Source organism: Bacillus sp. FSL M8-0025 (genome assembly GCF_037975475.1).
Taxonomy (GTDB): Bacteria; Bacillota; Bacilli; order Bacillales; family Bacillaceae; genus Bacillus; species Bacillus subtilis.
The window spans coordinates 605,092-617,500 of the sequence record NZ_CP150258.1 but is presented as its reverse complement, the minus strand read 5'-3'; the positions used below and the strand labels follow the sequence as shown (position 1 = coordinate 617,500).

Annotated in this window: 10 protein-coding genes, 2 tRNA genes, 2 rRNA genes and 1 riboswitch (1 of these 15 cut by a window edge); of the genes, 2 read left to right on the top strand and 12 right to left on the bottom strand. The window is 45.0% G+C overall.

Features of this window, described 5'->3' with window-relative positions; translation table 11 throughout:
• From MKX38_RS03245 to MKX38_RS03230, 4 genes are all read right to left on the bottom strand, one after another.
• Positions 1–354, bottom strand: a 23S ribosomal RNA gene (locus tag MKX38_RS03245) (it extends 2,574 nt beyond the left edge of the window).
• Positions 355–524: 170 nt separating this feature from the next.
• A 16S ribosomal RNA gene (locus MKX38_RS03240) occupies positions 525–2,074 on the bottom strand.
• Together the 16S and 23S rRNA genes with 2 tRNA genes alongside form the textbook arrangement of a ribosomal RNA operon.
• Positions 2,075–2,236: 162 nt before the next feature.
• Positions 2,237–2,310: transfer RNA gene (locus MKX38_RS03235), tRNA-Gly, on the bottom strand.
• A gap of 13 nt (positions 2,311–2,323) precedes the next feature.
• Positions 2,324–2,400 (bottom strand) — tRNA-Arg (locus MKX38_RS03230).
• Positions 2,401–2,737: 337 nt separating this feature from the next.
• On the opposite strand from MKX38_RS03230, the gene MKX38_RS03225 reads away from it, so the two are divergent.
• Positions 2,738–3,592 carry a manganese catalase family protein gene (locus MKX38_RS03225; RefSeq protein ID WP_024573398.1) on the top strand — a complete coding sequence of 285 codons (855 nt, stop codon included), beginning with the start codon at positions 2,738–2,740 and terminating at the stop codon, positions 3,590–3,592.
• A 60-nt stretch (positions 3,593–3,652) separates the two neighbouring features.
• Here MKX38_RS03225 and gmuG read toward each other — a convergent pair whose 3' ends face one another.
• The 8 genes from gmuG to MKX38_RS03185 all read right to left on the bottom strand — a co-directional run bounded on the left by gmuG (position 3,653) and on the right by MKX38_RS03185 (position 10,899).
• On the bottom strand, positions 3,653–4,741 hold the full coding sequence (gene gmuG / locus MKX38_RS03220; RefSeq protein ID WP_339188581.1) for a mannan endo-1,4-beta-mannosidase: 1,089 nt from the start codon (positions 4,739–4,741) through the stop codon (positions 3,653–3,655).
• Between the two features lie 18 nt (positions 4,742–4,759).
• Complete coding sequence (gene manA, locus MKX38_RS03215) at positions 4,760–5,707, bottom strand: mannose-6-phosphate isomerase, class I (protein ID WP_339188578.1); 948 nt, start codon at positions 5,705–5,707, stop codon at positions 4,760–4,762.
• Complete coding sequence (gmuE, locus tag MKX38_RS03210) at positions 5,704–6,603, bottom strand: fructokinase GmuE (protein ID WP_339188576.1); 900 nt, start codon at positions 6,601–6,603, stop codon at positions 5,704–5,706. The genes manA and gmuE overlap by 4 nt, the downstream gene beginning before the upstream one ends.
• Before the next feature lie 28 nt (positions 6,604–6,631).
• Entirely contained in the window at positions 6,632–7,345 is a 714-nt protein-coding gene (gmuR, locus tag MKX38_RS03205) for a transcriptional regulator GmuR (protein ID WP_024571322.1), read from the bottom strand.
• A 148-nt stretch (positions 7,346–7,493) separates the two neighbouring features.
• Positions 7,494–8,891, bottom strand: a complete 1,398-nt coding sequence (gmuD, locus tag MKX38_RS03200; protein WP_336805544.1) for a 6-phospho-beta-glucosidase GmuD — start codon at positions 8,889–8,891, stop codon at positions 7,494–7,496.
• A gap of 17 nt (positions 8,892–8,908) precedes the next feature.
• A complete protein-coding gene (gene celB / locus MKX38_RS03195) occupies positions 8,909–10,237 on the bottom strand; it encodes a PTS cellobiose transporter subunit IIC (protein ID WP_129092939.1) in 1,329 nt (442 codons plus the stop codon).
• An 18-nt stretch (positions 10,238–10,255) separates the two neighbouring features.
• Positions 10,256–10,588: a PTS lactose/cellobiose transporter subunit IIA gene (locus MKX38_RS03190; RefSeq protein WP_015382911.1), complete on the bottom strand. Its 333-nt coding sequence runs from the start codon at positions 10,586–10,588 to the stop codon at positions 10,256–10,258.
• A complete protein-coding gene (locus MKX38_RS03185; protein WP_014112863.1) occupies positions 10,588–10,899 on the bottom strand; it encodes a PTS sugar transporter subunit IIB in 312 nt (103 codons plus the stop codon). The genes MKX38_RS03190 and MKX38_RS03185 overlap by 1 nt, the downstream gene beginning before the upstream one ends.
• Positions 10,900–11,075: 176 nt before the next feature.
• Positions 11,076–11,175: riboswitch (purine riboswitch) on the top strand.
• A gap of 54 nt (positions 11,176–11,229) precedes the next feature.
• Between MKX38_RS03185 and pbuE the strand changes: the two genes are divergently transcribed.
• Positions 11,230–12,396 (top strand): purine transporter PbuE, encoded by a 1,167-nt coding sequence (pbuE, locus tag MKX38_RS03180; RefSeq protein ID WP_003234105.1) that lies wholly within the window; start codon positions 11,230–11,232, stop codon positions 12,394–12,396.
• The last annotated feature ends 13 nt before the right edge of the window (positions 12,397–12,409 follow it).

The following is a 12,409-nucleotide window of genomic DNA, read 5'->3' as shown; positions in this document are numbered from 1 at the left end:
TTCCAGACCTCTTCATCTACCTCGTTCTTTTGTAACTCCGTACAGAGTGTCCTACAACCCCAAGAGGCAAGCCTCTTGGTTTGGGCTAATCCCGTTTCGCTCGCCGCTACTCAGGGAATCGCATTTGCTTTCTCTTCCTCCGGGTACTTAGATGTTTCAGTTCCCCGGGTCTGCCTTCTCATATCCTATGAATTCAGATATGGATACCACTCCATTACGAGTGGTGGGTTTCCCCATTCGGAAATCTCCGGATCAAAGCTTGCTTACAGCTCCCCGAAGCATATCGGTGTTCGTCCCGTCCTTCATCGGCTCCTAGTGCCAAGGCATCCACCGTGCGCCCTTTCTAACTTAACCGTTAAAAAGAATCACTATGTGATATCTTGTGTTACTAATTGAATGTGATGTCTACTGTTATCTAGTTTTCAAAGAACACGTTTCGAAGGAATGATCCTTCAAAACTAAACAAGACAGGGAACGTTCTGTTTATAAGACCCAAGGTCTTATATTCCGTATAATATCCTTAGAAAGGAGGTGATCCAGCCGCACCTTCCGATACGGCTACCTTGTTACGACTTCACCCCAATCATCTGTCCCACCTTCGGCGGCTGGCTCCTAAAAGGTTACCTCACCGACTTCGGGTGTTACAAACTCTCGTGGTGTGACGGGCGGTGTGTACAAGGCCCGGGAACGTATTCACCGCGGCATGCTGATCCGCGATTACTAGCGATTCCAGCTTCACGCAGTCGAGTTGCAGACTGCGATCCGAACTGAGAACAGATTTGTGGGATTGGCTTAACCTCGCGGTTTCGCTGCCCTTTGTTCTGTCCATTGTAGCACGTGTGTAGCCCAGGTCATAAGGGGCATGATGATTTGACGTCATCCCCACCTTCCTCCGGTTTGTCACCGGCAGTCACCTTAGAGTGCCCAACTGAATGCTGGCAACTAAGATCAAGGGTTGCGCTCGTTGCGGGACTTAACCCAACATCTCACGACACGAGCTGACGACAACCATGCACCACCTGTCACTCTGCCCCCGAAGGGGACGTCCTATCTCTAGGATTGTCAGAGGATGTCAAGACCTGGTAAGGTTCTTCGCGTTGCTTCGAATTAAACCACATGCTCCACCGCTTGTGCGGGCCCCCGTCAATTCCTTTGAGTTTCAGTCTTGCGACCGTACTCCCCAGGCGGAGTGCTTAATGCGTTAGCTGCAGCACTAAGGGGCGGAAACCCCCTAACACTTAGCACTCATCGTTTACGGCGTGGACTACCAGGGTATCTAATCCTGTTCGCTCCCCACGCTTTCGCTCCTCAGCGTCAGTTACAGACCAGAGAGTCGCCTTCGCCACTGGTGTTCCTCCACATCTCTACGCATTTCACCGCTACACGTGGAATTCCACTCTCCTCTTCTGCACTCAAGTTCCCCAGTTTCCAATGACCCTCCCCGGTTGAGCCGGGGGCTTTCACATCAGACTTAAGAAACCGCCTGCGAGCCCTTTACGCCCAATAATTCCGGACAACGCTTGCCACCTACGTATTACCGCGGCTGCTGGCACGTAGTTAGCCGTGGCTTTCTGGTTAGGTACCGTCAAGGTACCGCCCTATTCGAACGGTACTTGTTCTTCCCTAACAACAGAGCTTTACGATCCGAAAACCTTCATCACTCACGCGGCGTTGCTCCGTCAGACTTTCGTCCATTGCGGAAGATTCCCTACTGCTGCCTCCCGTAGGAGTCTGGGCCGTGTCTCAGTCCCAGTGTGGCCGATCACCCTCTCAGGTCGGCTACGCATCGTCGCCTTGGTGAGCCATTACCTCACCAACTAGCTAATGCGCCGCGGGTCCATCTGTAAGTGGTAGCCGAAGCCACCTTTTATGTTTGAACCATGCGGTTCAAACAACCATCCGGTATTAGCCCCGGTTTCCCGGAGTTATCCCAGTCTTACAGGCAGGTTACCCACGTGTTACTCACCCGTCCGCCGCTAACATCAGGGAGCAAGCTCCCATCTGTCCGCTCGACTTGCATGTATTAGGCACGCCGCCAGCGTTCGTCCTGAGCCAGGATCAAACTCTCCGATAAATGGATCACAGGTTAAGTTCACCGCATCCTGCGGCGACACCTGTGTGTGACCTGCGTCGTGCAGGCCCTAGTTTGACTGACTACGCACATTGCTGTGCGATTTATAAAAATGAATTAACAGGTTCGTTTTGTCTTGTTTAGTTTTCAAAGATCATTCAATAATGGAGCGGGTGATGAGAATCGAACTCACGACATCAGCTTGGAAGGCTGAGGTTTTACCACTAAACTACACCCGCGTGGTATCTTAAATGGCGCGCCCGAGAGGAGTCGAACCCCTAACCTTTTGATCCGTAGTCAAACGCTCTATCCAATTGAGCTACGGGCGCTTATCAAGCGACTCAACTATCATACTATCATTTGATGGTGAAGTCAAGAAGTTTTTTAAAATGTTTTTTCGAATCTTTTTCAATTCGACTTTTCTTATTATACACATTTTTAAAATCTTGTAAACACCTTAGAAAAACTTTTTTGTTTTTCGTTTTATTTCACGCTGTTCATCAGCGACGTTTAATAATATACCATGCCTGTTTTATTTGGTCAACACTTTTCCTGTATTTTTTTATTCTCTTCTTTCACGCCATCTCATGCTTATCATGTATATATTTTATCTCATCTTACAAATAATATAAGAAAATCTCTTAAGAAGAAATGAGGCGTCGTGTTATGTATTACTACAAAGAGGAACTGATTAATATCATTAAACCGGACAAGCCAGACCCGGCAGCTGCTAAGGTCCTGCAGGAGATATTAGGCGGTCATTACGGAGAAATGCGTACAATGATGCAGTTTTTTTTTCAAAGCTCTAATTTCAGAGGAAAGCAGAAACAGTACCGCGATCTGCTTCGCGGCATTTTTTTAGAGGAGATTGCCCACGTTGAACTGGTTCAAAACACAATCAATGCTTTATTAGATGAATCAGGCGGTGAAGGTGTCGGCAGTCAAGGTACAGATCAAGCGCCACTTGATGAAGCGGTTAAACATGCTAATCCTCATCATTATATTATTGGAGCGCAAAGTTCCCTTCCTGTTGATGCAGGGGGCAATCCGTGGAACGGGTCGTGGGTGTATAACCACGGAAACTTAATTACTGACCTGCTGGATAACCTGCTTCTTGAGTCGACAGGTGTGCTGCAAAAAACAAGAATTTATGAAATGAGCTCTAATCAGACGTTCCGCGAAACACTTGCTTTTCTGATTGTACGCGACAATGCTCACCAGAATGCATTCGCGAAAGCGCTCGAGACATTGGGCGTTGAATGGGCGAAGCTGCTCCCTGTGCCGAATTATGACATTAATAAATATCCTGAGTGCAGAAAGTATGTCGAATTAGGCTATCATAATGCACAGTTTAACTTTAGGTTGGATGAAACGAGAATCAGTGAAATCTATCAAGGGAAATCTCCAAGCCGAAATGGCGGAGAGTTACAAGTAATAGATCCTCCGGCAGGGTTTCCCGTACCAGTGCTTCCTGAAATACCAAATGAACACAGTCCTGGGTTAGGCGATATGAATGCTTAATCCAGTGGGAAGGTGCTCAAGAAACTTCTTGAGCACCTTCTTAATTGTGACATTACGGATTCACTCAACGATTGGCGTTAAAGAATCACCATTCCATATTTCTCCCTTGTTGAGTGTCCAGCTGTCATGATATAAAGCTGAAGCACCCTTGTTTACTGCTGGGCTCCATTCATCATTCCATGCCAGAAAGTAAATGGTTTTAGGATATTTTTGTTTTATAGCATTGATAAATAGGCTGTAATCAAAGCTGCCGTTTGCTGTTTGCGGGCCGACTTCTGTAAAAGCAAATGGTTTATAAAGCGCTGTTAGCTGATCATATCCATTGATCGAGTAGGCATCTTGAAAATACGCATCTAATCCGACAATATCCACGTAAGACTCGCCCGGGTAAAAATCAGTTTTAAAATCTCGGTTGGCGTCGGGAGAGTAAACCCAAATCAAATGATCAAGTCCTCTTGTGTCGGTCATATAATGATAGATTTTCTTGTAGAGCTGTTTATATAAAGAGATTCTTTCATTATCCTTTTGGTTATATGATGTGAGTCCCCACCAAAACCATTCACCGTTCATTTCATGCAGCGGCCTGAACAAAACAGGCACACCTTGGTTCTCCAGCTCTTGAAGTCCGTCAGCAATTTTGCTGAGCATGGCATTCAGCCGCTTCCCTTCTGCTGTTGAAGAATCTAGTATTTTTTTATACTGATCGTTTGTAATCGGTGTTTTAAAATGCCCTGACTGAAAAGCAGGATTCGCCAGGTGCAAGCTGATTTGAGGGATTCCACCATTTTTCCAATACGACATTAAATCGCTGTTGCAGCTTACATCTATTGAATCTTCAATATTTGCTGTTTCAAGCCATCCTCTGGCATAATCGCAGCCGTAAATAGCAGGCGATTGCCCGGTGGCGCTTCGGATTCTATCAGTCTCAGCCATAGAAAATGTGTCATGACTGTAACCTCCGAACGCTCCGGAAAGGACTCTGTTTTCCGTTCGGTTCGGCAGGTGCGCAAGCCAGTTCATCACTGCTTTTGTTGTCTGCTGGGCATTAGGATTCACAGGCGACACAGTATGCGCTTCAATTGGTTTTGCTAAAACAGTAGACGTAAGTAAAAATATAATGAGCAAAGAGATCGTATGTTTCTTAAACAAATGCAACTCCCCCATTCATTAAGGATGAGATATCATGAATTCACATGTTCCTTCTATTGAAAACTCGCCAAAATGCGCAGGTAAGACAAAGTGTGAGCCTGCATTGCATTCATACTGACTACCATTATTTATGATTCGTCCTGATCCGCTCAGAACACTCCCCAGCAAATAGGTTTGATGTGAAGGAAGAGCAGCTCGGCCGCTAATCTTCCATTTGTACACTGAGAAATAATCTGATTGTACATATACAGTGATCTCTGCGTTACCAACTTCCTTCACTTCCGGTGTATGCACTTTATCGATATGCGGTATCGTTATGACTTCCATGGCTTTTTCTATATGAAGAGTTCTTTTTTGGCCCTGGTCATTACAGCGGTCATAATCGTATACGCGATACGTTGTATCAGAGTTTTGCTGGATTTCCAGGACAAGGGTTCCCTCACATAAAGCATGGAGTGTACCGCTTGGCACATAAAAGAAATCTCCGGGCTTGATTTTGATTCGCCTCAGCAGCCCGTTCCAATCACCGCTTTCTATTCGTTGTTTGAACTCTTCCTTTGTGCTTGCATGATGTCCCAAAATTAGTTCGGCGTCATCTTTGCAATCAATGATATACCAGCACTCCGTTTTACCAAGGTCGCCATTTTCGTGCAGTTTTGCATAATCATCATCAGGATGGACTTGCACTGAGAGATCCATATTGGCGTCCAGCAGCTTTACCAGCAGCGGAAACACCTTCCTATCTGGAAAACCGAAAATCTCTGGATGATCTAGCCATACTTGATCTAGTGTCTTTCCTGCCAGCGGGCCGTTCTTTACAGCCGACGGGCCATGGGCATGTGCAGAAACGGCCCAGCACTCACCTGTTTTTTGTGAGGGTATTGCGTAGCCAAAAGCGTCACGAAGCTTCGTCCCTCCCCATAGTCTTTCTTTAAAGACAGGCTCTAAAAATAAAGGATGCGTCATGATCGCACCTCCCCGGATTCTGCCTCTGCTTCTAAGGCCTGGTGCGCCAAAACTAGCGTGCCGATGATTCCGGCGTTAGAGCCTAAACATGGAGGTACAATATAATCACTTATATCATCTGACAATTCAGAAAAATCTAAGTAGTTGTTCATGATTTTCGGTACATATTGATAGATATAAGAAAACACTTGTTTCTGTTGCATGACGCCGCCGCCAAGAATGATTTTTTTAGGTGCAAGGATCAAAATATACTGAGCCAGTGCTTGGGCAATATAGTACCCTTCCAGTTCCCAGACTTGTGCTATATCTGATAAATCCGCGGCTTTTTTTCCCCAGCGCGCTTCAATGGCGGGACCGGAAGCCAAGCCTTCAAAGCAATCTCCATGATAAGGACACTTCCCTTGGTATGCGTCATCCGGGTGCCTCCGGATATAAATATGGCCCATCTCTGGGTGCGACAGCCCCTGAAGGAGCCTGCCCCCTACAATTGCTCCCGCACCGATGCCAGTACCAATCGTTATATACAGGCAGCTGTCGAGACCCTTCGCTTCACCGAAAAGGAATTCACCCAGCGCCGCAGCGTTGACATCTGTACTAAATCCGACTGGGATTTTCATTTCGTTCTTAACGGTTTGCAAAAAGGGGTAGTGTCTCCAGCCCGCTTTCGGCGTGGCCATAATGGTACCGTATGTTTGACTGGTTTTATCGTTATCAACGGGACCAAAGGAACCGATGCCGATTGCCTGTAATGAAAATTGGCGAAAATATTGAATTACTTTCTCTATCGTTTCATCCGGCATCTTTGTGGGGAATTCTATTCGGTCAATGATTGTTCCATCTTCCTTACCGACAGCACAAACAATCTTTGTGCCGCCTGCTTCAATACCGCCAAGCATGCAGATGGCCTCCTTGTTGTCTCCGCAATCAGCGCCGTATGTTTACAGAAGTCACAACAAACTTGTCATGCCGATGACGTGAAAAGGAATATTCAAATGGAATCCCGGTATCTAAGAAGCCCACATGTTCCACTTCAAGAATTGGATCATCCTGTTTACAGCCCAGATGCTGCTGGTCAATATGATCAGATTTGCAGGCTCTGATTTTCCGATGCGTTCCGGCGATTTTGAGCTGCAGCACATTTGTAATATGATTGTAGATCGAATCATGAAGGACATCGTCATTAATGCCCGGTATTAAATGAGTCGGCATATATGTTTTTTCTAATACATAGGGTTCACCTTCTACAATTCGCAGCCGAACGACATAATAAACCGGTGTTTTCTGATCAATAGACAAATGGGCGGCAACTTCCTCAGTGGGAAATTGCACTTCAAACTGAATGACCTTGCTTTGGATTTTTTTATCTTTCAGCAAGTTGGTCAATCCGAGAATCTCATTGCTGACTACATGGACATGGTCATCCTGTATTGCAGATTGAATAATAAACGTGCCATGGCCTCGTTTTCTAAACAGCAGACCCTCGGCAACTAAATTATCCAAGGCTCTCTTCATCGTCATGCGGCTTGAGTTAAATTCTTTTGCAAGAGATACTTCATCAGGAATGGGCTGATCGATCGGATATACGTTATTTTTAATTCTTTTTCTCATTTCATTTGCAATGATTTCGTATTTATTCATTGGTATCCTCCGGCTGCTGTTAGAGTCTGATATCACATAAGCTTTTACGGATATCATAAGTTCTTTTCCCTATTTCATCAATGTTGCGGATTTTCGTCATCTCTATTCGTTATGATGATTGCCGGAAGATCTTGACCTTTAGGAAAATCTAGAAACCGCTATGCTCAGCAACCTCTTTGAACCATTTTCCGCTCTTTTTGACGGTTCTTTCTCCGTCTTTCTCAAGATTGACTGATACAAATCCGTATCGGTTTTTATAGGCATTTGTCCAAGACCAGTTGTCCATGAACGTCCATAAGTGATAGCCTTTTACGTTCGAGCCTTCCTGTATGGCGCGGTGAATCCATTTGAGGTGCTCTTTTATAAATTCAATCCGGTAATCATCTTGAATGATGCCTTGTTCATCCCTGAATCGCTCTTCACCTTCAACCCCCATACCGTTTTCAGAGATAAAACACTCGATGTTGCCGTAGTTTTCTTTTAAATTGATCAAAATATCATAAACGCCTTTTTCATAGATCTCCCAGCCGCGATGCGGATTCATTTTGCGGCCCGGCATGACGTAGGGATCAAAATACCTGTCCGGTAAAAAAGGAGCGTCGGGATTCGGAAGATGTTCTTTCGCTTTCACACGTCTCGGCTGGTAATAATTCACTCCCAACAGGTCAACCGTGTTCTTTTTGATGATGTCAAGATCTTCAGCGTTGTAATCTGGCATAAAGCCTTCATGCTTCAAAATGTCAACCAGCTCTTTGGGAAATTCGCCTTTGACAGATGGGTCTAAAAAAGATCTGTTAAAAAACGCGTCTGCGATTTCCCCGGCTTTCACATCCGCCGGATGGCTGCTTCTCGGGTATGAAGGGGTCAAATTTAAGATGATGCCGATTTTTCCGTCCTGCTTCATCTCCCTGTAAGCCTGAATGGCGCGGGCACTTGATAGCATCGTATGAAATCCAACCTGGACGGCCTCTTTAAAGTCGACCTTGTTTGGATAATGAAAATCATATAGGTATCCGCCTTCTACGGGAACGATTGGTTCATTATGCGTAAACCATTTTTTCACCCGGCCGCCAAACAAACGGAAGCAAGTTCTTGCATAGTTTTCATACGCGTCAACCGTCTCTCTATTGACCCAGCCGCCGATTTTTTGAAGCGCCATCGGCATATCGAAATGAAACAAATTGACAAAAGGTTCAATTCCGTTAGCGATCAACTCATCAAAGACATTGTTATAGAAATCTGCGGCTGTATCGTTGATCTCGCCCGTTCCGTTTGGTATTAAACGTGACCAGGAAATCGACATCCGGAACGAGTTGTGGCCAAGCTCCTTCATCAGCCTGATATCTTCTTTATAGTTGTCGTAAAATTGGGATGTGTCTGCGGGGCCGACATGATCAAAAAAACGATGCGGTTCTTTTTCAAACCAATAATCCCATATATTCTGGCCTTTTCCGTCTCTGTCGGCGGCACCCTCCGTTTGTGTTGCTGAAGCCGATGATCCCCACCAAAAATCCTTTGGAAAACGATATTGTTCTGTTTGTGCCAAGTCTCTCTCCCCTTATGTCACATTTTTATGCTGTTATCATTTTGCTGAGCAGCTGTCTCCTGCACAGCCTGTTCTTTTTCTTTTGCCAGATTTAATTTATCCATTGCTTTTAGGAACGGAAACCAGATCACGAAGACAATCAGCAGATTGATAAGCTGCATCACGCCCCCCATGATTGAGTTCGTCGCCATGATGCCATTAATGAATAATGGAACCGTCCACGGCACTGTCACACCAGTCGGAGGCGGAACGAGCCCGGCTGACATAGCCAGATAGGTGACGAGCGTAACAACCATCGGTGCCAGCACCCAAGGCACAATAATGATCGGATTCATGACAATCGGAAGCCCGAAGATAATCGGTTCGTTTACGTTAAAAATACCGGGAGCGAGGCCAAGTTTTGATACTTGCTTCATCTGCCTGCTTTTCATGAATATGAGAATGGTAAACACAATCGCAAGCGTCATCCCGGTTCCGCCCATCCCTACTGTATAAATCTCCATAAACGGTTTTGAAATAATATGAGGGATTTCTTTTCCCGCCGTGTAAGCAGAAAGGTTTTCTACCTGCAGTGTATTCCAAATCGGGTCCATCACGGAGTTGATAATGATCTGTCCATGCAGTCCGAAAAACCAAAGAATTTGAATGAAAAACACGGCAATCAGCGTTGGGATGATACCGCTTCCAAGTCCGACAAGCGGAGCCTGAATCGCGTGATAAATGACGTCGTGCATATTTGTTTTAAAAAACAGAGTCACCATTACGTTAATCAGCAAAAATACGGTCAATGTGATAAAAGCCGGAATAAGTGCGGCGAATGATTTTGCTACAGCAGGCGGAACGCCGGCTGGCATTTTGATTGTCAGGTTTTTTTGAACGATTCTTCTGTAGATTTCGCCAGAAAGAAATGCCGTAATCATCCCAAGAAACATCCCTTTTGCACCGAGACGGTCGACCGGGATAACCCCTGTAACGGCATCTCCTGTTTCCGGCTGAACGATAAATGGCGTTAAGAGCAAAAAGGAAACCAAAGCGATCGCTCCGCCAAATACAGCTTCGACCTGATAGCTTTTTGACAGGTAATAGCCTATCCCGAACACAACAAAGACAGACATAATGCCCATAGTCGCCGTGGAGGCAATGCCGAAATGAGACTGAAACGATGTAAGCATTGAGGCATTCATGATTTTGTTTAGAAACGGCAAATTCGTTAACACGACAAAAATGGACCCGAATATCGTAAGCGGGAAAGCCAGCATAAATGCATCACGCAGCACTTGCAAATAGCGGTTATTGTTTAACCTCCCTGCAATTGGAACAAGGAATTGGCTGATTTTCTCGAACACCCTATCCACCCCGATTATTTATAGATTCTTTGTTTTAAAAATATCAAGCATCTCTTTCACTAATTCTTTCATGGATAATGTTGACATCAGGTGATCCTCCGCATGCATAAGCAGCAATGAGAAAGCTTGTGCTTCTCCGCCGGATTCCTTTTGTATCATTTGAAAGTGAATGTCATGGGCCGCGGATAAATCCTGCTCAGCCTTGGTAATGAGGGCATCCGCCTCATCCTTGTTCCCTTCTTTGTAGGCGCGCAGTGATTGTATGATGCAGCTGCGGGCATTGCCGCTGTGCAGGATAAGCTGAAAACTGATTTGTTCGTCTGTTAAATTCGTGATTTTCACCTGTTCCATTATTGATTCTCCATTAAGGACAATGCCTGCTCATACGCTTTTTTCCCATCTGCCATTCCGTAGGCCATCATGTCAATGACTTCAACCCGAATGTTGTATTGATCCGCTTCTTTTTGGAGTTCGCTTTTCAGAAAGCTCATTTGCGGACCGATCAAAACGGCATCCGCTTTTCTCATGTCTTCTTTTGCTTTATCCTGGCCAACAGCCCAAATCTCTGCTTCCTCACCGATAGACTGTGCGTATTCCTTCATTTTTGTCACCAATAAACTGGTAGACATTCCTGAACTGCACGCGAGTAATATTTTTTTCAACTGCTATCCCCCCTTGTGATTAAAACGCTTACACCGATTATTATAGTCATTTATTTTTAAATGTCTATACTTTTATAAAATAAATATAATCATATACTTGTCCGGTTCATCATTTTGTAAATTTTTCTATGGAAGATTCATTCATAATGTGGTACACTCATCAACGGAAACGAATCAATTAAATAGCTATTATCACTTGTATAACCTCAATAATATGGTTTGAGGGTGTCTACCAGGAACCGTAAAATCCTGATTACAAAATTTGTTTATGACATTTTTTGTAATCAGGATTTTTTTATTTATCAAAACATTTAAGTAAAGGAGTTTGTTATGAATTTCAAAGTTTTCCTGCTTGCAGCTTCTACGATTGCAGTCGGATTGGTTGAGTTAATTGTGGGGGGAATTCTTCCTCAGATCGCAAATGATTTAGACATTTCCATTGTTTCAGCCGGACAGCTGATCAGTGTGTTTGCGCTGGGATATGCAGTATCTGGGCCGCTGCTTTTGGCATTGACTGCGAAAATTGAGCGGAAGCGCTTATATCTAATTGCTTTATTTGTTTTCTTCCTTAGCAATCTTGTCGCCTATTTCAGCCCTAATTTCGCAACACTGATGGTATCTAGGGTATTGGCAGCAATGAGTACAGGGCTGATTGTTGTGCTTTCTTTAACAATTGCCCCGAAAATTGTAGCGCCTGAATACAGAGCCCGCGCAATCGGAATTATTTTTATGGGATTCAGCTCTGCTATCGCATTAGGCGTGCCGCTCGGAATCTTAATCAGCGATTCCTTCGGGTGGCGGATTTTGTTCCTTGGCATCGGCCTGTTGGCACTGATCTCCATGCTGATTATTTCAATCTTCTTTGAAAGAATACCGGCGGAGAAAATGATTCCTTTCCGGGAACAACTCAAGACGATCGGTAATCTGAAAATCGCGAGTTCACACCTCGTCACGATGTTTACATTAGCTGGCCACTACACGCTTTACGCTTACTTTGCGCCGTTTTTAGAAGAGACTCTTCACCTGAGCTCTTTCTGGGTCAGCATTTGTTATTTCCTTTTCGGGATATCTGCTGTATGCGGAGGCCCTTTCGGAGGAGCGCTATCTGACCGGCTTGGTTCCTTTAAGAGCATTTTGCTGGTGACCGGTTCCTTTGCCATCATTATGTTCTTACTGCCGCTGTCTACATCGTCTATGATTTTCTTTTTGCCTGTCATGGTGATTTGGGGTCTTCTGAGCTGGAGCCTCGCCCCGGCTCAGCAAAGCTATTTAATTGAAATTGCACCTGATTCGTCTGACATTCAGCAAAGCTTTAACACATCGGCCCTCCAAGTCGGAATTGCCCTTGGCTCAGCCATTGGCGGTGTTGTTTTGGATCAGACGGGTACTGTGGTGTCAACGGCATGGTGCGGCGGATCGATTGTGATCATCGCTGTCCTGTTTGCTTTCATTTCTTTAACAAGACCTGTTCAAACAGCAAAAAAATCCTCCTTGTAAAAGGAGGATTTTT

Excerpts from the sequence above, each read along its gene's own strand:
- MKX38_RS03190 (WP_015382911.1), bottom strand. The coding sequence starts at position 10,588 with ATGGAACAGGTGAAAATCACGAATTTAACAGACGAACAAATCAGTTTT.
- manA (WP_339188578.1), bottom strand. The coding sequence starts at position 5,707 with ATGACGCATCCTTTATTTTTAGAGCCTGTCTTTAAAGAAAGACTATGG.
- pbuE (WP_003234105.1), top strand. The coding sequence starts at position 11,230 with ATGAATTTCAAAGTTTTCCTGCTTGCAGCTTCTACGATTGCAGTCGGA.
- MKX38_RS03225 (WP_024573398.1), top strand. The coding sequence starts at position 2,738 with ATGTATTACTACAAAGAGGAACTGATTAATATCATTAAACCGGACAAG.
- gmuR (WP_024571322.1), bottom strand. The coding sequence starts at position 7,345 with ATGAATAAATACGAAATCATTGCAAATGAAATGAGAAAAAGAATTAAA.
- gmuE (WP_339188576.1), bottom strand. The coding sequence starts at position 6,603 with ATGCTTGGCGGTATTGAAGCAGGCGGCACAAAGATTGTTTGTGCTGTC.